The sequence below is a fragment of the Comamonas brasiliensis genome (assembly GCF_018292285.1).
Classification (GTDB): Bacteria; Pseudomonadota; Gammaproteobacteria; order Burkholderiales; family Burkholderiaceae_C; genus Comamonas; species Comamonas brasiliensis.
This window is the reverse complement of the sequence record NZ_JAANES010000004.1, coordinates 89,744-109,666: the sequence shown is the minus strand read 5'-3', so window position 1 is coordinate 109,666 and position 19,923 is coordinate 89,744. Positions and strand designations below refer to the sequence as shown.

Below are 19,923 nucleotides of genomic sequence, written 5' to 3'. Positions count from 1 at the left end.
CGGGCGGTGTCCGGGCCTGCGGCCTCAATCGGGTTTCAGATTGATCTTGCGGGCCAGCGCTTCCCATTTGTCCGAGATCTCGCGCACTCTGGCCTGGGCCTGCTCGGGACTGCTGCCCACCATCTCGATATCCACGGCCTTGACCCGCTCCTGCTGCTGCGGCGAGCGGATGGCGGCATCCATGGCGGCGAGAAAGCGCTTCTGGATCTCGGCAGGAACGCCCTTGGGGGCGGCGAGAAGCAGCCAGTAGGTGCCGTCGAAGTCGGGGTAGCCGGACTCGGCAATCGTGGGCAATGTCGGCAGCAGGGGCGAGCGCGTGCGCCCCGTGGTGGCCAGGGCGCTGACCCGGCCGCTCTGGATCTGGGGCAGCACCGTGGGTGCTGCCAGGAAGCCGCAGTCCACCTGGCCGCCCATCAGGTCCTGCATGGCCGGTGCCGGCCCCTTGTAGGGCACATGCACCATCTTCACGCCGGTGCTGGACAGCAGGGACTCCATGACCAGATGGCCGGGCGAGCCCGCGCCGCCCGTGGCATAGGTCAGCTCGCGCGCCTTGGCGGCGTCCAGCATGTCCTTGACGGACTTGAAGCCGAGGCTGGGGTTGCAGATCAGGGTCTGCGAGAACCTGGCGGCGGCATTGAGCACCACGATGGCATCGCTGGAGTAGCCGATGTTCTTGTAGATATGCTTGTTGACGGTGAGCACCGGGTCCATGGCCCACAGCCAGGTGTAGCCGTCGGCCGGGGCGCGGGCGACCTCGGCTGCCCCGATATTGCCGTTAGCCCCGGCCCGGTTCTCCACGATCACGGCCTGGCCCAGGGCCTTCTGCACGGCCGCTGCGAGCGGGCGCACGGCGATGTCGGACGGGCCGGCGGGCGGTGTGGGAACGATGATGCGTATGGGCTTGGCGGGCCAGGTGTCGGCCGCATGGGCTGCCGTGAGCAGCACGGCGGCCGCCAGCCCGGCCAGAGTGCGGCGGGCGATACGGGTGCAAGGCATGGTGTCTCCTGTCGTTTTCTTTGGAGCCACTGTAAGCAGTGACTCGATAATGGATCTAATCCATCATTCCTAGAGAAAACCCACAAACATCCATGACCAAGGTGCAGCGCCACCCCTGGCGGCAGCCGTCCGAGCTGGACGATCTGTTCCTCTACCATCTGGCCCGTCTGATGAGCTCTACCGGGACCATGGTGGTGCGCCTGTGTGAGGGCGGCTTCGGCATCACCCGGCGCGAGTGGCGCATGATCGGCCTGCTGGCCACCAAGGGCGCCATGCAGCCGTCCCGGCTCGCGGAGCTGGCGCAGCTCGATCGCACGCGCACCTCGCGCACCATCTCCACGCTGATTGCCAAGGGGCTGCTGCACAAGCAGGGCATGGCCGGCGACGGGCGCCAGGCCATGGTGCAGCTGACGGCAGCCGGGCTGGCGCTGCATGTGCAGCTGTTTCCGCAGATTCAGGCAATCAACCAGGAGCTGCTCGGCGACGTCAGCGATGCCGAGCTTCAGGTGCTGTCGCAGGTGTTCGAGCGCGTGCGCAATCGGGCGGCCCGCATGCAGGAGCAGGGCAGCTTTCCCAAGGCCGAGCGCCGTCGTGGCCGGGCCGCCGGCAGGCCGCCTGCCCGTGATGACGCCGCCGGCTGACGGCCTGTGCACACCCCTATTGCCTGTTTGAGCTGCTGGCGCATACGCTAGACCCTACAGTCCGGCTTGAAGGGGAGGGGGCGTGATGGGTCTGGCTCTGGTTCAAAGTCGTGCCTTGCTGGGCTTGCAGGCACCAGGCGTCACTGTGGAGGTCCATCTGGCCAACGGTCTGCCTTCGTTCACCCTGGTGGGCCTGGCGGATGTAGAGGTCAAGGAGGCACGCGAGCGCGTGCGCGCGGCCATCGTCAATGCGGGGCTGGAGTTCCCGAACAACCAGCGCATCACGGTGAATCTGGCTCCGGCAGACCTGCCCAAGGACTCCGGCCGCTTTGACCTGCCGATAGCGCTGGGCATCCTGGCGGCCAGCGGGCAGATCGATGCACAGCGGCTCGCCGACTATGAGTTTGCGGGTGAGCTGTCCCTGACCGGTGCCCTGCGCCCGGTGCGCGGGGCCCTGGCGACGGCGCTGGCCTTGCAGCGTCAGCAGCACCGCGTGCGCCTGGTGCTGCCGCCGGACAGTGCGCAGGAGGCCGCCTTCGTTCCGGCAATCGAAGTCTTCAGCGCCGCGCATCTGCTGGATGTGGTCAGGCAGTTCATCGCGCATGACGCACCCCTGTCGCCCGATGCCGATGCCGATGCCGCGCAGGGCTGGCAGCAACTGCGTTGCAGGCCGGCTGAAGCTCCTGTGCCGACGTCGGATCTGCGCGAGGTGCGCGGCCAGATGCAGGCCAAGCGCGCGCTGGAAATCGCAGCTGCCGGCGCGCATGGCGTGCTGATGATCGGCCCTCCGGGTTCGGGCAAATCCATGCTGGCGCAGCGCTTTGCCGGCCTGCTGCCGGGCATGACCGATGAGGAAGCGCTCGAAGCCGCCGCCATTGCCAGCCTCAGCGGCCGCTTCACGCCGCAGTTGTGGCGCCAGCGACCGTTTGCTGCGCCCCATCACACGGCCAGCTCCATTGCGCTGGTCGGCGGCGGCTCTCCGCCCCGGCCTGGCGAAATCTCCTATGCCCATTGCGGGGCGCTTTTTCTGGACGAACTGCCCGAGTTCGCGCGCAGCGCCCTGGAGGCCCTGCGCGAGCCGCTGGAGACTGGGCGCATCACCATCGTGCGGGCCGTGCAGAGGGCGGAGTTTCCGGCCCGTTTCCAGCTGGTGGCCGCCATGAATCCCTGCCCCTGCGGCTACTGGGGATCGCGCATCAGGGCCTGCCGCTGCTCGCCCGATCAGGTGGCGCGTTATCAGGCGCGCATCAGCGGGCCTTTGCTGGACCGCATCGATCTGCATGTGGAGGTGGCGGCACTGTCGCCCCAGGAGCTGCTGGCAGCGCCCGAGGGCGAGAGCAGCGCTGCCGTGCAGCAACGCGTGAGTGCGGCCAGGGACAAGGCCTTGCAGCGCCAGGGCCTGCCCAATCATCAGTTGCAGGGGGTGCAGCTCGACACGCATCTGCAGCTGGAGCCCGAGGCGCTGACCTTTGCGCACAAGGCAGCAGCGCGCCTTGGCTGGTCGGCGCGCGGCACGCACCGGGCCCTGAAGGTGGCACGCACCATTGCCGATCTGGCTGGCTCTGATTCCATCACGCAGGCCCATCTGGCCGAGGCATTGCAATACCGCCGTGCGCTGATGCAGCCGTGATGCCTGGCCGTGCTCAGGCCGCCAGGGCCAGCGGCACGGGCCGTGCCTGCGTGGTTCGGGGATCGACGCCCAACACCTGCGCAAATGCGTGCAGTGCGGGGGACCAGCCCTCAACGGCGGCGGTCACAAAACAGGTATCGACAAAGGCCAGCTCCTGTCCGCTCCTGCCGGGCAAGGTCATCCAGTGCACGCCAAAGCGCTGCTGCTGGGCTTCGACCAGAGAGCGCGACAGCAGCGCATAACCCATGCCGGCGGCCACGCAGCCGAGGATGGTGTCCAGCATGCCCAGCTCCATGATGCGCACCGCCGTCACCCCCATCGAGGCCATCAGCAGCTCGATCCGCTGGCGGTAGCTGCAGCCCTGACGGAAGGCCAGGAACACGGCGTTGCCGAAGTCCGCAGCGGTGGGGAAGCGCGTCAGCGGCTGTCCGCTGACCAGCACCAGCTCTTCGCGGAACAGCGGCCAGGAATGCAGCTCGCTCTGCGGTGCGGCTCCGTTGATGAAGGCGCAGTCGATGCGGCCGGCTGCCAGCTCCATCAGCAAGGCGGCCGTGGGCTGGGCATCCAGTTCCAGGTCGATGCCCGGATGCAGCCTGCGCAACTCGGCCAGCAGGGGCGGCAGGCGCAGGGCGGCCGTGGTTTCCATGGACCCTATGCACAAGGCACCCTTGACCTGGCCGGCAGCAAACTGCCGGGTTTGCAGCATGGCCAGCACCTGATCATGCGACTGCAGCATCTGCCGCGCAGATTCCAGCAGCGTACGTCCGGCCGGAGTGGGAAAGACCGGGTTGGCCCGCATCAGCAGCTGCACGCCCGCTTCGTCCTCGAGCTTTTTGATATGGGCCGTGACATTGGACTGCACGGTGTGCAGCCGCTGGGCAGCGGCACCAAAGCTGCCGCTTTCGCAGACGGCTTCGAACATGCGCAGGGATTTGAGTTGCATATGCGGCTCCAATATCTTGAAATGAGATGTAAGTCATCATTTTGAATCATTGGACATGATCGCGTCACAGCGTTTAGGCTTGATGCCAATTACCCTCCGGAACCCGAGCTGTGATCGAGCGCAAAGAACTTCCCCTGCTGTTGACCGGTTTCATGGCCACCTTGAGCGGCGTCGGCCTGGCCCGTTTCGCCTATACGGCGCTGATGCCGCAGATGGTCCATGCGGGCTGGTTCAGCGGCGAGCAGGTGGCTTATCTGGGGGCTGCCAACCTGCTCGGCTATCTGATCGGGGCCCTGGTCGCCGCGCCGCTGGCCGAGCGCATGGGCGCGCTGCGCGTGCTGGTGATCTGCTGGGTGGCCGTGATGCTCAGCTTTGCCGGCTGCAGCCTGCCCCAGCCCATGGCCCTGTTCTTTGTCTGGCGGCTGATCTCGGGCATTGCCGGTGCCGCGCTGATGGTGCTGGGCCCGTCGGTGGCCATGGCTGCGGCCGCGCCGCAGCGCCGCGCCACGCTGGGCCCGCTGATGTTCTGCGGCATTGGCGTGGGAGCCTTGCTGGCCGCCACGCTGGTGCCCATGTTTGCGCGCAGCAGCCTGAGCGCCGTCTGGTGGGCGCTGACGGCACTATGTGCGCTGGCGCTTTACAGCGGATGGCATGCTGCGCGCCAGATCCCGCTGCATGCGCCGGTGGCGGTCCAGCCCACGGCGACGGCCGCAACGTCCAGTGCAACGCCATGGAGCCTGGCGGTGATCCTGGTGTTGACCGCCTATGCCTGCGACGCCTTCGGCTTTGTGCCGCACACCGTGTTCTGGGTGGACTACCTGGATCGTGAGCTGCAGCTGGGCGGCGCCTATGCTTCGACGCAATGGGCATTCTTCGGGCTTGGCGCGATGGTCGGGCCGCTGTGTGCGGCCTACAGCGCAACGCGCTGGGGCTGGTGGGGCACGACCACGGGCGCCTATGCCCTCAAGGCCGTGGCCATCGGCCTGCCGCTGGTCTGGGCCGGTTTCGGCGGTCATGCGCTGTCGGGTTTTGTGGTGGGGGCGCTGTCACCGGGCATGGCGGCCATCACCTCGGGTTATCTGATGCAGCTCATCGGCCCCGGCCAGCACAAGAAAATGTGGGGCTATGCCACGGCGGCATTTGCGCTGTTGCAGGCCAGCTCCGGCTATCTGATGGCATTTGTCTACGCCAGCAGCGGCAGCTATCGTCAGCTGTTCGTGCTGGGCTGCGCGGCGCTGGGCCTGGGGGCGCTGCTGGTGGCCTCCAGCCGTCTGGCCCGCGCGGCGCAGTGATCTGATCGAGAAGTGACAACCAGGAGACGCGCGATGAGCAAACTACCTTTGTGGATGACAGGCCTGGGTCTGCAGCATCCCATCATTCAGGCCCCGATGGCCGGGACCTCGACTCCGCAGCTGGCGGCTGCCGTGAGCAATGCATACGCCCTGGGTTCGGTCGGCATAGGCGCCTACGGCCTTGAGCAGGCGCGCCAGCACATCGAACAGACGCGTGCGCTGACCGATCGCCCCTTCAATGTCAACCTTTTCTGTCATCGTGCGCCGGTAGCAGATGCCGAGCGCGAAGCGCAGTGGCTGCGCTATCTGGCGCCGGAGTTCGAGCGCTACGGCGCGCCCGTGCCGTCTGGCCTGCGCTGCATTTACGAGTCTGCGCTGGGCAATGCGCGATTGCAGGCCATGCTGCTGGAGCTGCGCCCTGCTGTGGTGAGCTTTCATTTCGGCCTGCCGGAGCAGAGCTTTGTCGATGCCTTGCGTGCTGCCGGCATCACCACGCTGGCCTGTGCCACCAGTCTCGATGAGGCGCGCCAGATCGAGCAGGCCGGGGTGGATGTGATCGTGGCCCAGGGCATGGAGGCGGGCGGCCATCGCGGCGCTTTCGTGCCAGAGCAGGACAGGCTGATTGGGACTTTGGCGCTGGTGCGGTTGCTGGCGCGCGAGTGCCGCCTGCCCGTGGTCGCCGCAGGCGGCATCATGGACGGCGCGGGCATTGCCGCTGCGCTGCAGCTCGGAGCCTGTGCCGTGCAGATGGGTACGGCCTTCATCCTCTGCCCCGAATCCGCAGCCAGCCAGGCCTACCGCGCTGAGCTGCAAGGCGACAGCGCACAGCACACGGCCATCACCGCCGCCATTTCCGGGCGTCCTGCGCGCGGCATGTTCAACCGTCTGCACCAGCTGGGACGAGACTATGCGGGAGCAATGCCCGCCTATCCCATGGTGTATGACGCAGGCAAGGCGCTGCACCAGGCAGCCAGCGCGCAGGGCAGTAGCGACTATGCCGCGCACTGGGCCGGCCAGGGCGCACCGCTGGCTCGCGCCATGCCTGCGGCCGAACTCGTGCGAACGCTGGCGCAGGAGCTGGATGCGGCGACTTCGGCCTAGCCCGGATCAGGCGAGGGCCGCCCAACAAGGCATGGAGCGGTCTTGCGAAGCTAGAGCACCTGTTTGTCGCGCAGCGCCTGCAGTTGCGCAGCGTCGAGCTGCAGTCTTTCACGCAACACCTCCTCGGTGTGCTGGCCCAGGGCTGGAGGTGCATAACGCAGCGTGGCCGGCGTGTCGGACAGGCGCAGAGGGCTGGCCGTGGTTGTCACCTGGTTGATGCACTCGCCCTCAGGCTGCTGTCCCTCTGGGTAGCGCTGCTGCGTGATGCGCAGGCCACGTGCCTGCACATGGGGGTCTTCAAAGGCCTGACGGATGTTGTTGATGGGGCCGCAGGGCACGGCGCGGGCTTCCAGCAACGCGATCCAGTCGGCCGTGCTGCGGCTGCGGGTCAACTCGGACATCATGTCCACCATCTCCACACGGTGAATGACCCGGCCCGCGTTCGTTGTGAAACGTGCGTCCTGGTGCCAGGCCACGCCGGCCGCTTCGCAAAAGCGTGCGAACTGGCCGTCGTTGCCTATCGCCAGCAACATATTGCCGTCGGCCGTGGGAAAGTCCTGATAAGGAACCACGCTGGGGTGGGTGTTGCCCTGGCGGCCCGGAATGCTGCCGGTGTTCAGGAAACCTGTGCCTTGGTTGGCCAGCACTGCCATGGCCACATCCAGCAGCGCCATATCGATATGCTGGCCTCGGCCCGTGTGGTGCCGTGCTTCCAGCGCGCTCAGAATGGCGCTGGTGGCATACATGCCGGTGAACAGATCTATCACTGCAACACCCACGCGCAAGGGGCCGCTGCCGGGCTCGCTGTCCGCGCGGCCGGTGATGCTCATCAGGCCGCTCATGGCCTGGATCAGCAGGTCATAGCCTGCGCGCGGCGCATAGGGCCCGGTATGGCCGAAGCCGGTGACGGAGCAGTAGATCAGACGAGGATTGAGGGCCGCGAGGCTGGCGTAGTCCAGGCCGTAGCGTTGCAGGCCGCCGGTCTTGAAGTTCTCCACCACGATGTCGCTGTCCTTGGCCAGCTCGCGGATGATGGCCTGGCCTTCCGGGGTTGCCATGTCGACCGTGACCGAGCGCTTGTTGCGGTTGCAGGCCGCAAAGTAGCAGGCGTGGGCAGAGGCGTCGCCCTGTGCATCTGCAAAAAAGGGCGGGCCCCAGTGGCGGGTGTCATCGCCCTCGCCGGGCTTTTCGATCTTGATCACGTCGGCGCCCATATCGGCCAGATTCTGTGTGCACCAGGGGCCGGCGAGCACGCGTGAGAGATCGAGCACGCGCAGATGGCTCAGGGCACCTGTGCGGGCAGTGGTGGAAGAGTCAGGGGCAGCAGCAGTCATGGAAGCGAAAAGAGAGTTCAGGTCCGCGAAGGGGCTGGCAGCCATCGTAGGCAGGCTGGTCTGTTGCGTGCTTCGCATTTATGGAAGCCGGGTTTATCCGGGCCGGTCGCGCCAATACGCGACAGCCAGCCAGCTGGCGGCGTTCTTACAATGGGCCATGTCCATGCACTTTGACCTCGTAGACCTGCGCTTGATGACCCATATCGCGGAGGCCAACAGCATGACTCGTGGCGCCGAGCTCTCGTGCATTTCGCTGCCGGCTGCCAGCACGCGCATCAAGAATCTGGAAGACAGCATCGGCACCAAGCTGCTTTACCGCACCAGCCAGGGCGTGACGCTGACGCCGCCCGGCCAGGCGTTTGTGACCCATGCGCGCATGGTGCTCAGCCAGATCGAGCATCTGCGTGGTGACATGCAGGAGTATGTGCGTGGCATCAAGGGCCATCTGCGCGTGTATGCCAACACCACCTCGCTGAGCGAATTTCTGCCGCCGGTATTGCGCGAGTTTCTGGGCCGCAATCCGGATGTGAATGTGGATCTGCGCGAGCGTCTGTCCCACGACATCGTGCGCGCCGTGACCGAAGGGCAGACCGACATCGGCATCGTGGCCGGTCTGGTGCGTACAGAGAACCTGGAAACCCTGCCCTATCGCAAGGACAGGCTGGTGTTGGTGGTGCCCAAGGGGCATGCGCTGGATGGGGAGATGCAGCTGGCGTTTTCCGACACGCTGGATCTGGACTATGTGGGCCTGCACGAGTCCAGCGCCATCCATGCGTTTCTGCGTCAGGCCTCGGACCATCTGCACAAGCCCATCAAGCAGCGCATCCAGGTCGGCAACTTCGAGACAGCTTGCCGCATGATCGAGTCCGGCGTGGGCGTAGGCGTGCTGCCGGAGTCGGCGGCCAGCCGCCATGCGGCGGTCATGAACATCGCCATCGTGCCGCTGTCGGATGCCTGGTCGCTACGCGATATGCAGATCTGTATGCGCAGCCTGGATGCGTTGCCCAGTTTTGCCAAGGAGCTAGTGCAGCTGCTGGTGATCGATGCCGCGGGAACGTCCGATACCGGCAAGCTGCTCTAGGAGCGCAAGCACTTTCTAAAACAAGAGCGCGTTGCGTACGTGGAGTATCGATTTAGAGGTGATTTAATCCTAAAAACGTGACTCCATGAGCGGAAGCTGCTCACTTTTTCAGTGTGGTGGGAGCCTTCCAGTACTTGAACGTGCCCTGGGCGGTAGCCACCAGCGTGCCTTGTGTGTCGGTGATCCTGGCGGCGCAGCTGCACAGGTTGCGGCTGGCTTGCACTACCCAGCCCTCGGCCAGCAAACCGCCGCGACCGGGACGGTGAAAGCGGCTGCTCATCTCCACCGTCACGGCGGTTTGCGACGGCGCCTGGGGCAGCGCGCTGGCGGCGCGCGACATCACCGAATCCAGCAGGCTCATCAGCACGCCGCCATGAGCGGCAGGCAGCTGGTTGAGCAGCTCCTCGCGCAACTCGGGCAGTCGTATCTGCACCATGCCTGGGGGCGCATCTGCCACCTGGCAGGCGCCCAGCAGGCGCATGAAAGCGCTGCGCTCATGGCCGAATTCCACAGGCCTTGTTGTCGGCGGGGTGATGACGCTCATGCGTTGGCCCGCGCTTCGCGCACCATGTTGCGGGCAATGATGATCTGCTGAATCTGCGTCGTGCCTTCGTACAGCCGGAACAGGCGCACATCGCGGTAGAAGCGCTCGATGCCGTATTCGGACATATAGCCCGATCCGCCCAGGATCTGTACCGCGCGGTCGGCCACGCGGCCGCACATCTCGGTGGCGAACATCTTGGCGCAGGAGGCCTCGGTCGACACATTGCTGCCGTCGTCACGGCGGCGGGCTGCATCGATCGTCATGCATTCGGCCGCGTACAGCTCGGCCTGGCTGTCGGCCAGCATGGCCTGCACCAGCTGGAAGTCACATATCGCCTGGCCGAACTGCTTGCGCTCCAGCGCGTACTGCAAGGCATCGCGCAGAATGCGCTTTGCGCAGCCCACGGCCACGGCGGCAATGTGGATGCGGCCTTTTTCAAGCACCTTCATGGCGGTCTTGAAACCCTTGCCTTCCTGCAAGCCGATCAGATTGGCGGCAGGCACCTTGACGTTGTCAAAGATCACGTCGCAGGTGTGGGCGCCGCGTTGGCCCATTTTCCTGTCGTATTTGCCGAAGCTGATCCCCGCAGACCTGGCGTCGACGATGAAGGAGGACACACCACCCGCGCCCTTGTCCTCGGGGTTGGTGCGGGCCATCAGTGTGAACATGCCCGCGTGCGGCGCATTGGTGATGAAGCGCTTGGTGCCGTTGACGATGTAGTGGTCGCCGTTCTTGACCGCCGTGGTGCGCAGCGATGCCGCGTCAGAGCCGGCTTCGGGCTCGGTCAGCGCGAACGAAGCAATCACCTCGCCGGTGGCAAGCCTGGGCAGCCACTGCGCCTGTTGTTCTGGCGTGCCATCCATCAAAATGCCTTGTGAGCCAATGCCGACGGTGGTGCCGATGACGGAGCGAAATGCCGGTGCAGTCTGGCACAGCTCCAGCAGCACGCGGACCTCTTCCTCCATGGTCAGCTCCAGACCCCCGAAGCGCTCGGGAATGGTCAGACCGAAGAGGCCCAGATCGCGCATCTCCTGCACGATGGTGGCGGGGATCTCGTCGGTGTCGGCCACTTCGTTTTCGGCAGGCACCAGACGCTCGCGCACAAAGCGGCGCACGCTGTCGAGCAGGGCTTCAAGGGTTTCGGGATCGCGAATCATGTGATTTATTCCTTATCTCGTATGGCTATGTCTTGCCTGATGGGTAGCTTCTTCAAGAGCCACCCAGCAGCTGCTGTCCGTGAGGAAAAAGCCGGTGCAGCTTCGCGCGGAGGCTGGCCTGCACCGAAAAGCGGGTGCCTTGCCAGGGATGACGCGTAGCGGCCTGGGCTTAGAGTGCCTGCGCGGTTCCCAGAACCGCCGTGGCCTGGCTGGACAGCGTGCCGCCATTGCCATGGACCACGGCCGTGCGGTGGCGTTCCAGCTGCCGCAGGCCGGCCTGACCGCGCAGCTGGCGCACGGCCTCGATCAGCAGGAACACGCCATACATGCCCGGGTGGACGCAGGACAGACCGCCGCCATTGGTGTTCACGGCGAGACGACCGCCGGGGGCGATGGCGCCGCCTTGCACAAAGGAACCGCCCTCGCCCTTGCGGCAAAAGCCCAGGTCTTCGAGGAACAGGATGGTGTTGATGGTGAAAGCGTCATACAGCTGGGCCATGTCCATGTCGGCTGGCGTCAGCCCCGCCATGGCAAAGGCCTGCCGGCCGGATTGGGTGGCCGAGGTCACGGTCAGATCGGGCATGCAGGAGATCTGGCGGTTCCAGCAGGCCGTGGCATTGCCCAGGATGTAGACGGGGGGCTGTGCCAGATCCCTGGCACGGTCTGCGCGGGTGAGCACGATGGCGCCGGCACCGTCGGTGACCAGACAGCAGTCGCGCACGCCCAGGGGACTGGAGACCATGCGCGCCTTCAGCACGTCGTCGATGGTGAGCGGGTCGCGCATAAAGGCTTCGGGGTTGAGCTGGGCCCAGGCACGGGCCGCTACCGCCACCTCGGCCAGCTGCTCGCGCGTGGTGCCGTACTGGTGCATATGGCGCTGGGCAGCCAGCGCATAGGCCGAGGCCGGCAGCAGCGGCTCGTAAGGGTGTTCATAAGGCTGAGGGTCCATGGTGCGGCGCGCGGCCACGATGTCCTTGCGGCCTGCGGAACCGGAGCGCTGGGCGCTGCCGTAGCAGATCAGCACGGCTTTGCACTGGCCGGCTTCCAGCGCGCGCATGGCGGGCAGCAAATGGGCCACGAAGCTGCTGCCGCCCAGCATGGTGCCGTCGATGTAGCTGGGATTGATGCCCAGATGTTCGATCACCGGCATGGCCCACATGCTGGCGGTGACACTGCAGGTGGCAAGGCCGTCGATGTCCTGCATGGTCAGGCCGGCATCGGCCACGGCCGCGTGGGCAGCACGTACCAGCAGCGTCATATCGTCCATGCCGGGGGCTTCGCCGCAGCCATAGGTGGCAGCGCCGGCAATGGCTACCTTGCCGCGCAGGGCACGATTCACGGCTGCGGCATCCAGGCTTGATGAAGGCAGAGAAACGCTCATGCGACCTCTCCTGGTGCATTGACGGCGGGGTGGAATACAACCAGTCCCTTGCCGTTGTGCTGGATCGTCTGGGCAGTGACCCGCATGCCGATCTGCACGCGCTCGGGTGCAATGCCTTCGATGCGGCTCATCATGCGCACGTCTTCATCCAGATCGATCAGCGCCACGTTGTAGTCGCCACCGGCTTCGGGCTTGCGGGCGATGGTGGTGGTGGAGTAGACCGTGCCCTGGCCGCTGGGGCGTACCCAGCGCAGCGGGCTGGCACCGCAGTGCGGGCACAGCTCACGCGGGGTGAACACATGTTGCTGGCAGGCAGTGCATTGCTGGATGGCGAATCGGCCGGCATCCAGTTCGGCCTGGTAATGGGTCTGCGCGCTTAAGTGCATGGGTGAGGCTCCGGGTTTCCTTGTTTTGAGGTCAGCATGCCTGCATCGCGCCCCGGTCTCAATTCGTGAATCTGAAACACCGTCTTCACGGAATATGGCGCCGCATCCGGGAGTGCAGCAGAACTGCGACCGCGCATGGCGCGCAAGCGACAGAAGTGCCTCGGGCATGCTGTTTTCCCCCGGAACCATGGCTGCGCGGTGAGACAGAAGATCAGCCGGCCTTGATGCCTGCGGTCTGTATCACCTTCTGCCATTTCCGGAGCTCGCCTTTCAGGCGCTGGCGCATCTCTTCGGGCGTGCCAGGATCGCCTTCGGCGCCGGCCTCCAGCAGACGGGTCCTGACGGCAGGATCGCTCAGGGCCAGGTTGAAGTCGGCGTTCAGCTTGGTCAGCACTGCCTCCGGCGTCTTGGCTGGTGCAAACAGCGCTGCCCATGAGTAGGCTTCATAGTTCGGCAGACCGCCGGATTCGGCAATCGTCGGCACCTGGGGCAGCATGTCCGAGCGCCTCTTGCTGGCCACGCCCAGCACCTTGATACGGCCTGTCCTGATGTGTTGCAGGGCCGAGGGGGCATCGGCAAACATCAGCTGGATCTGCCCGCCCAGCAAGTCGGTCATGGCCGGTGCACTGCCCTTGTAGGGAATGTGCTGCAGCTGGGTGCCGGCTTCCATGTTGAAGAGTTCGCCGGCCAGATGGGTGCCGCCGCCATTACCGGAGGAGCCATAGCTGAGCACCGTGCCTTTTTGGGACAGGGCTATCAGCTCTTTGACATTGTTTGCCGGTACGGAGGGATGGGCCACGAGAAAGACCGGGAACAGCGCGGCAAAGCTGACGGGGACAAAGTCCTTTTCGATGTCATAGGAGAGCTTGCCCATCAGCCAGGGATTCACCGCATGGTGGATGGAGCCGACAAAGAAGTTGTAGCCATCGGCGGGGTCCTTGGCTGCAGCCGCGGCACCGACCACACCGCCCGCGCCGGCGCGGTTGTCGATGATGGCGGCCTGGTTCCACATCGTGGTCAGCTTTTGCGTGAAGATGCGCGCCGTGGTGTCCACCGGGCCGCCCGGAGGAAAAGGCACGGTGAATTTCACGGTCTTGACTGGCCAGTGGCTTGCCTGGGACCAGGAGGCATTGCCCAGGGAGCTGAGCACGGCCGCTGCGAGCAGGTGGCGGCGGTTCAGGGAAACGGCGTGTGATGGCATGGAGGATGTCTCACTGGATCTTGGCGGAGGCCCGGGCCTCACATGGGAAGGGATTCGGCCTGGGCATGCAGCAGGCGCTTGACGATTTTTCCGTTGGGGTTGGTGGGCAGCGCTGCCACCGTCTCGATGCGGGATGGGCGCTTGTAGGGCGCCAGGCGTTCGCGCAAATGGGCTTGCAGGGCCGGGATATCCAGCTGGCAACCGGGGCGCAGCTCCACGAAGGCAATCACCTGTTCGTTGCCATCGGCCTCCTTGCGCCCCACCACGGCCGAGCGCTCGATGCTGGGATGTGCATTGAGTGCGGTCTCGACCTCGGCGGGATAGACGTTGAAGCCGGAGCGAATGATCATTTCCTTCAGGCGGCCCACCACCCACAGAGCGCCGTCTGAACTCAACTCGCCCAGGTCGCCGCTGGCATACCAGCCTCCGGGGCGCATGGCTGCCGCAGTGGCTTGCGGGTCGCGGAAATAGCCGGGCATCAGACCGCGGCCGCGCACCCACAGCTCTCCGCGCTCTCCGCAGGGCAGGGCCTGGCCGGTGGCTGGGTCGGTCACCTGTACTTCGGCCTCGGCCACGGCATAGCCAGCGCTGGTGTCCTTGCGCCACTCGCGCATGCGGGTGATGTGGACCGAGCCCGCGTATTCCGACAGGCCGTAGCCGTGGTGCAGGGCCTGGCCGAAGAGGGTTTCCACACGTTCCTTGAGCGCCATGTCGAGAGGGCCGGCACCGGTATAGACAAAGCGCAACGCCGGAGCCTTGACCTGATCTATGCCTTGTTCCTGCAGATAGGCCAACAGACGAGAGAACAGTGCGGGCGGACCTTGCAGTTGCGAGACTCCATGGTGTTCGAGTGCATCCAGCAGATCGGCCGGGTCGAACTGGGGGCGCATTACCAGCTGGGCCCGCGCATGCAGGGCCGTGAGCATGACGGTGGCCAGGCCAAAGATGTGCGTCATGGGTACGAAGGCATAGCAGCGGTCAGCTGGCGACAGCGCACGCGAGGCCGCAGACTGCTGCGCAAAATGGCACAGCGCATCATGGCCCAGCATCACTCCCTTGGGCTGGCCCGTGGTACCCGAAGTGAAGATCAGGCCTGCCACCTCGGATTGCAGCGGCCCGGTTTCACCGAGGCTGTCCGCCTTGATGGGGCTGTAGGCCATGCCTGGCAGACAGCTGGGCATGGCCTGGTAGCGCCGGGCATGTGCCTGTGCGCTGGCGGAAGCGCTGGCCGTGAAGTACACGGTGCGCGCATCGGCACGTTCGGCGAAGGCATCGATTTCGGCCGGCGCCATGCGCGCGTTGACGCCGCAGGACCAGGCGCCTACGCGGCTGCAGGCAAAGATCAGCGCTGCGTGTTCGGGGCAGTTCTCGGCCACGACCATCACACGGTCGCCGGGGCGGACCTGTAGGCTGCGCAACTCCTTCTCGGCTTGATCGGCCAGGCGGGAGATATCTCCAAAACTGAGGCTGCGATCGGGCAGCAGGATGAAGGGGGCATCGGCTCCCTGCTCCAGGCTGCGTTCCAGCAAATGGTGGATGCGTGCAGTCATGGTCAGTTGATCTCGATGCCATGGGTCACGGTGGCCCACATGGCGCGCTCCTTGGCGGCGCGGTCGGCCAGCGTCTGGGCAGAGCCGGTCCATTCGTCATAGCCCAGTTCTGCGTAGCGCTTTTTCAGCTCGGGCTGGCCCAGTGCGGCATTGATGGCTTTGTTCATCTGCTGCACCAGCTCCGGCGACATGCCCTTGGGTCCGTAGACTCCATACCAGCCGCCCACGTCAAAGCCCTTGAGGCCCTCGATGCCGGATTCGCCAAAGGTCGGCACATCGGGCAGAGAGGGGTTGCGCCTGGGCGAGGTCACCGCCACGGCCCGTACCTTGTGGCTGTGGATAAAGGTGCTGGCGGTGCTGATGATGTCCATCATCATGCTGATCTGGCCGCCGATCACATCGTTCATGGCCGGGGCATTGCCTTTGTAGGGCACATGATTCATCTCGATGCCGCTGCGCGTGGCGAACAGCAGGGCGCCGAGATGGTTGGAGCCGCCGATGCCTGCCGAGCCATAGCTGAGTTTCTGGGGATGGGCCTTGGCGTAGCTGACCAGCTCGGCTGCGTTCTTGTAGGGCTCGTTGTTGTTGATCACCAGCACGTTGTAGTAGCTCAGCACGGGGGCCAGTGCGCTCAGATCCTTGGCCGGATCGAACTGCATCTGCTTCATCACATTGGGGCTGATGGTGATGGTGGGGCTGGCCGCAAACCAGAGGGTCTTGCCGTCGGGCTTGGCGCGCATCACCTCACTGCCGGCCAGCGTGGCATTGGCGCCGGTCTTGTTCTCCACGGTGACCGGGCTGCCCAGCTCCTTGGAAAGCGCTTGTGCAAACAGGCGGGCGCCCTGGTCCACAGGGCCGCCGGCCGAGTAGCCGACCAGCAGGCGAACAGGGGCGCTGCCGGCACCGATCTGGGCCATGGCCGTGGTGGCCGCGCTCAGCGCCAACGCGGACAATAGAACGTTGCGACGTGTGCAGGTGTGCATGTCTTGTCTCCTGGTGATGGGGCCCTTGTGGGTATGCATGAAGGTCATGCGTATCGGGCCTGGTTTACCGACAAGACGCCATGGTGGGCGAGCCTGTTGCCTACGGGAATCTGCATTTTGCAAACCCGGGCTTTGCGCGTTTTTATGGGGTAGTAACCCTGAGCCATCCCTGCACAGGCACGCAAAAAAGCCACCGGCCAAGACTGCCGGTGGCAAGCACAACCGAGGAGACGGTGTTCAGTAACGCTCGAAAACGGCGGCAATGCCCTGGCCACCACCGATGCACATGGTCTCCAGGCCATAGCGGCCTTTGCGCCGTTCAAGTTCGTGCAGCAGCGTGGCCAGAATGCGCACGCCGGTGGCGCCAATGGGGTGACCCAGCGAGATGCCGGAGCCATTCACGTTCAGCTTGTGCTCGATGGCCGCCTGGTCATGCCACTCCCAGCCTTTGAGCACGGCCAGAACCTGGCAGGCAAAGGCCTCATTGAGTTCCACCAGATCCATATCGTCCAGCGTGAGGTGCAGGCGTGCCAGGAGCTTCTTCACGGCCGCGACGGGGCCTATGCCCATGTGCGAAGGCTCGCAGCCCGCTGCCGCCCATCCCACCAGGGCGGCCATGGGCGTCAGGCCCAGTTCGGCCAGCTTGTCCTCGGCCACGATCAGGCAGGCCGCCGAAGCATCGTTTTGCTGGCTGGCGTTGCCCGCCGTCACCGTGCCGCCCGGCATCAGCACGCGTAGCCTGGCCAGGCTGTCCATGGTGGTGGCGGCGCGAAAGCCCTCGTCCTGGCTGAACAGCAGAGGCTCGCCCTTGCGCTGGGACACGCTCACGGGAACGACTTCGTGGTGAAAGCGGCCAGCGGCCCAGGCGTCGGCGGCACGCTGGTGGCTGCGCATGGCAAAGGCGTCGGCCGCCTCGCGGCTGATACCGTAGTCGCGGGCCAGGTTCTCGGCTGTCTCGATCATTCCCGAGATCTTGCCAAAGCGCTCCACGGGCTGCGAGCGCTCACGGCCGCGATCCAGGCGGTCGTACATGCGCACATTGCCCGAGCGCGCGCCCCAGCGCATGTCGGGGCTGTAGTACTCGATGTTGCTCATACTCTCCACGCCGCCGGCAATCACCACGTCGGCCGCGCCGCTTTGCACCATCATGGCTGCCGTTGCAACGGCCTGCAGGCCACCGCCGCAGCGGCGGTCCAGCTGCATGCCCGGCACTTCCACCGGCAGGCCGGCCTGCAAGGCGGCCCAGCGGCCCACGCAAGGGGTCTCGCTGCTGGCATACGACTGGGCGAACACCACATCATCGATGCGGGCGGGGTCTATGCCGCTGCGCTCCACCACGGCGCGCACCGTGGTGGCAGCCAGCTCCTCCACGGGGACGGGGCGCAGGCTGCCCCCGAAAGTACCGACGGGGGTGCGAAGCGGGGAAACAATGGCGGCGCGGCGCATGGTGAGGCTCCTTGTGGTGGTGATGGGAAAGCGGCTCAGCAAGGGAAAGCTGCTCCGCACTGGCGCAGCAGACCATGGGCCTGCTGTTCCAGATGTTCTCGGTGTTGCGGTGCGGCAATGTCGATCAGGCGGCGCACGCGCCGGGACAGCGGTTGGCCGCGCAGGTCGGCCACGCCGTGCTCGGTGACGATCAGTCCGGCATCGGCGCGCGGCGTGCTTACCGGTCCGCCAAGCCGGGGCACGATGCGGCTGTGTGTCTTGGCGGTGGAGGGCAGGGCCAGAATCGGCAGGCCGCCTTTGCTGCGGGCAGCACCGCGCAGAAAGTCCACGGCGCCGCCGACGGCGCCCATATAGATGCCGCCGGCCACTTCGGCATTGATCTGACCGGTCAGATCCACTTCAATGGCGGAATTGATGGCCACCAGCTTGTCCATGGCCGTCAGGACTTCGGGGTGGTGGGTGTAAGCGGTGTCGCGCATCTGCAGCCGTGGGTTGCAATGGGCCCATCGGCGCAGACCTGCCCCGCCCATCAGCACGCCTGCGGTGCCGACGCCGGGATCTACGCTCTTGCGCGCGTGGGTCAGCACGCCGGCCTCGGCCAGGGCGACCACCCCGTCGCCGATGGCGCCGCTATGCAGGCCCAGGTCCTTGTGCCGGTGCAGTGCGGTCAGCACGGCTTCGGGCAGATTGCCCACGCCCAGCTGTAGGCAGCTGCCATCCTCCACCAGACCGGCAATATGGCTAGCAATCGCCTGTTCCACGGTGCCCGGCTCCGTGCGGGCCATGTCGAGCAAGTCGGCGTCGGAGTCGATGAGCAGATCGAAGTCGCCAGCTTGCAGATAGGGGCCACCTGCGGTCCACGGTACATCACGGTGGACTTCACCCACGATGACACGGGCGCGCTCCATGGCTGCGGGCAGGTATTCGCGCACCTGCCCCAGGCTGTGGTGGCCCTGTGCATCGGGCGGCGAGACCTGAAGCAACACCACATCGGCCGGAATATGGCCTTGTGCAATCAATGGCGGCAGCTGCGAGTAGTGCGAGGGAATGATGTCCAGCACGCCGGCTCGGGCCAGCGCGCGGTGGGGGCCGCTGGCGGCATAGCCCAGAAAATCCAGCACATCTGCATGTGCGGGCTGCAGTGTGTCCGACAGGCCTAGGCCCACAAACACCTGAAACCGACCACCTTGTGCCAGCGCATGACGGTGCTGCACCAAGGTGCGGGTCAAGGTCAGCGGCTCGGCTGTGGCCTGACCCCACCACAAGGTGTCGCCGGGACGCAGCAAGGCCTGCAGTCGCGCAGCAATCGTGCTCATTCCTTGCGATCCCAGTCAAAGCGCAGTGCTTGCTTGTCCTTGAAGCGGCGCACTGCGTCCAGGTGGTAGTCGGAGCCGCGGCAAATGGCTTGTGCACTGGCTTCCAGCTCTGCCATGGCATGGGCGTTCAGCTCGAAGGACTGGTTCATGATGTTCTTGGCCATACCGATGGCCGTCGTCGATGCGTCGGCAAAACGGGCGGCCAGTTGCTGGGCCGCCAGCTGCAATGCGGCAGCGTCTTCAACAATGTCGTAGACCATGCCCAGAGCCTTGGCCTCGTCCGCAGCCACGGTGCGTGCGGTAAACACCAGCTCCTTGGCTTTTTGCAGACCCACGATGCGTGGCAGCAGCTGCATGGCGCCCAGGTCTGGCACCAGGCCGATGCGACCGAAGACGGAGCAGAACTTGGAGCGGCGTGTGGCAAGCACAAAGTCGGCAGCCAGGGCCAGGCTCAGTCCGGCACCAAAGGCCGCGCCATCGACGGCGGCAATCACCGGCTTTTCCATATTCACCAGCTCGCCAAACCATTGGTGCAAGGCTCGCATACGCTCCCGGTGAGCCACGCCGTCTTGCCGGCTGTTCATCATCAGACCGATGTCGCCGCCCGAACAGAAGGCGCCGCCGGCGCCGGTGAGAATCACGGTGTGCACATTGGCATCGTCGCGCATCTGGACCACGGCCCGGGCCAGACCGTCGCGCATTTCCAGGCTTAGGGCGTTGCGTGCTTCGGGGCGGTTGAGGCTAATGGTTCCCACACCGTTTTCCACGGCGGTCAACACGGCAGGAGTGTTCATGGTTGGTACCAGTCAAAGAGAGGAAAGAACGGAATGTGCAGGCTGGGCAGTTCCTCACACATCTTCTCGGCAGAGGGAGACAAACCAGTGGTGCAAAGCCCAGAGCCGGCGTGACCCGGGTCAGAGCTTCGTGCAAGGGGCCCGCAT

The 19,923-nt window shown here is 65.5% G+C and carries 18 protein-coding genes; 5 read left to right on the top strand and 13 right to left on the bottom strand.

What is annotated here, in order from left to right:
- Positions 1–24: 24 nt before the first annotated feature.
- Positions 25–996 carry a tripartite tricarboxylate transporter substrate binding protein gene (locus DJFAAGMI_RS17020; RefSeq protein WP_211458038.1) on the bottom strand — a complete coding sequence of 324 codons (972 nt, stop codon included), beginning with the start codon at positions 994–996 and terminating at the stop codon, positions 25–27.
- A 92-nt stretch (positions 997–1,088) separates the two neighbouring features.
- Here DJFAAGMI_RS17020 and DJFAAGMI_RS17015 point away from each other — a divergent pair, with 92 nt between their 5' ends.
- Both DJFAAGMI_RS17015 and DJFAAGMI_RS17010 read left to right on the top strand, forming a co-directional pair.
- Positions 1,089–1,637: a MarR family winged helix-turn-helix transcriptional regulator gene (locus DJFAAGMI_RS17015; RefSeq protein WP_211458037.1), complete on the top strand. Its 549-nt coding sequence runs from the start codon at positions 1,089–1,091 to the stop codon at positions 1,635–1,637.
- 85 nt (positions 1,638–1,722) lie between these two features.
- On the top strand, positions 1,723–3,267 hold the full coding sequence (locus DJFAAGMI_RS17010) for a YifB family Mg chelatase-like AAA ATPase (RefSeq protein ID WP_211458036.1): 1,545 nt from the start codon (positions 1,723–1,725) through the stop codon (positions 3,265–3,267).
- 13 nt (positions 3,268–3,280) lie between these two features.
- Here DJFAAGMI_RS17010 and DJFAAGMI_RS17005 read toward each other — a convergent pair whose 3' ends face one another.
- Positions 3,281–4,210: a LysR substrate-binding domain-containing protein gene (locus DJFAAGMI_RS17005; protein ID WP_211458035.1), complete on the bottom strand. Its 930-nt coding sequence runs from the start codon at positions 4,208–4,210 to the stop codon at positions 3,281–3,283.
- Between the two features lie 110 nt (positions 4,211–4,320).
- Between DJFAAGMI_RS17005 and DJFAAGMI_RS17000 the strand changes: the two genes are divergently transcribed.
- Both DJFAAGMI_RS17000 and DJFAAGMI_RS16995 read left to right on the top strand, forming a co-directional pair.
- Entirely contained in the window at positions 4,321–5,502 is a 1,182-nt protein-coding gene (locus DJFAAGMI_RS17000; protein ID WP_211458034.1) for a YbfB/YjiJ family MFS transporter, read from the top strand.
- 33 nt (positions 5,503–5,535) lie between these two features.
- Positions 5,536–6,603, top strand: a complete 1,068-nt coding sequence (locus DJFAAGMI_RS16995; RefSeq protein WP_211458033.1) for an NAD(P)H-dependent flavin oxidoreductase — start codon at positions 5,536–5,538, stop codon at positions 6,601–6,603.
- Positions 6,604–6,653: 50 nt separating this feature from the next.
- Here the strand turns inward: DJFAAGMI_RS16995 and DJFAAGMI_RS16990 are convergent, their stop codons facing one another.
- The gene (locus DJFAAGMI_RS16990) at positions 6,654–7,937 is read right to left on the bottom strand and encodes a CaiB/BaiF CoA transferase family protein (protein WP_211458385.1); all 1,284 of its coding nucleotides are present in this window, start codon (positions 7,935–7,937) and stop codon (positions 6,654–6,656) included.
- A 157-nt stretch (positions 7,938–8,094) separates the two neighbouring features.
- On the opposite strand from DJFAAGMI_RS16990, the gene DJFAAGMI_RS16985 reads away from it, so the two are divergent.
- Positions 8,095–9,018 carry a LysR family transcriptional regulator gene (locus DJFAAGMI_RS16985; protein ID WP_003070474.1) on the top strand — a complete coding sequence of 308 codons (924 nt, stop codon included), beginning with the start codon at positions 8,095–8,097 and terminating at the stop codon, positions 9,016–9,018.
- Positions 9,019–9,118: 100 nt separating this feature from the next.
- Here DJFAAGMI_RS16985 and DJFAAGMI_RS16980 read toward each other — a convergent pair whose 3' ends face one another.
- From DJFAAGMI_RS16980 to DJFAAGMI_RS16935, 10 genes are all read right to left on the bottom strand, one after another.
- Positions 9,119–9,562 carry a PaaI family thioesterase gene (locus DJFAAGMI_RS16980; RefSeq protein WP_211458032.1) on the bottom strand — a complete coding sequence of 148 codons (444 nt, stop codon included), beginning with the start codon at positions 9,560–9,562 and terminating at the stop codon, positions 9,119–9,121.
- Positions 9,559–10,719 (bottom strand): acyl-CoA dehydrogenase family protein, encoded by a 1,161-nt coding sequence (locus DJFAAGMI_RS16975; RefSeq protein WP_211458031.1) that lies wholly within the window; start codon positions 10,717–10,719, stop codon positions 9,559–9,561. Before DJFAAGMI_RS16975 ends, DJFAAGMI_RS16980 begins: the two co-directional genes overlap by 4 nt.
- A 169-nt stretch (positions 10,720–10,888) precedes the next feature.
- The gene (locus tag DJFAAGMI_RS16970; RefSeq protein WP_211458030.1) at positions 10,889–12,100 is read right to left on the bottom strand and encodes a thiolase; all 1,212 of its coding nucleotides are present in this window, start codon (positions 12,098–12,100) and stop codon (positions 10,889–10,891) included.
- Entirely contained in the window at positions 12,097–12,486 is a 390-nt protein-coding gene (locus tag DJFAAGMI_RS16965) for a Zn-ribbon domain-containing OB-fold protein (protein ID WP_211458029.1), read from the bottom strand. The genes DJFAAGMI_RS16970 and DJFAAGMI_RS16965 overlap by 4 nt, the downstream gene beginning before the upstream one ends.
- Positions 12,487–12,697: 211 nt before the next feature.
- Entirely contained in the window at positions 12,698–13,687 is a 990-nt protein-coding gene (locus DJFAAGMI_RS16960; RefSeq protein WP_211458028.1) for a Bug family tripartite tricarboxylate transporter substrate binding protein, read from the bottom strand.
- 38 nt (positions 13,688–13,725) lie between these two features.
- Positions 13,726–15,237: a class I adenylate-forming enzyme family protein gene (locus DJFAAGMI_RS16955; RefSeq protein WP_211458027.1), complete on the bottom strand. Its 1,512-nt coding sequence runs from the start codon at positions 15,235–15,237 to the stop codon at positions 13,726–13,728.
- A 2-nt stretch (positions 15,238–15,239) separates the two neighbouring features.
- Complete coding sequence (locus DJFAAGMI_RS16950; RefSeq protein ID WP_211458026.1) at positions 15,240–16,220, bottom strand: Bug family tripartite tricarboxylate transporter substrate binding protein; 981 nt, start codon at positions 16,218–16,220, stop codon at positions 15,240–15,242.
- A 237-nt stretch (positions 16,221–16,457) separates the two neighbouring features.
- A complete protein-coding gene (locus tag DJFAAGMI_RS16945) occupies positions 16,458–17,666 on the bottom strand; it encodes an acetyl-CoA C-acetyltransferase (RefSeq protein WP_211458025.1) in 1,209 nt (402 codons plus the stop codon).
- A gap of 35 nt (positions 17,667–17,701) precedes the next feature.
- Positions 17,702–18,982 carry an acetyl-CoA hydrolase/transferase family protein gene (locus DJFAAGMI_RS16940; protein ID WP_211458024.1) on the bottom strand — a complete coding sequence of 427 codons (1,281 nt, stop codon included), beginning with the start codon at positions 18,980–18,982 and terminating at the stop codon, positions 17,702–17,704.
- Positions 18,979–19,776 (bottom strand): enoyl-CoA hydratase/isomerase family protein, encoded by a 798-nt coding sequence (locus DJFAAGMI_RS16935; RefSeq protein ID WP_211458023.1) that lies wholly within the window; start codon positions 19,774–19,776, stop codon positions 18,979–18,981. Before DJFAAGMI_RS16935 ends, DJFAAGMI_RS16940 begins: the two co-directional genes overlap by 4 nt.
- Positions 19,777–19,923 lie beyond the last annotated feature (147 nt).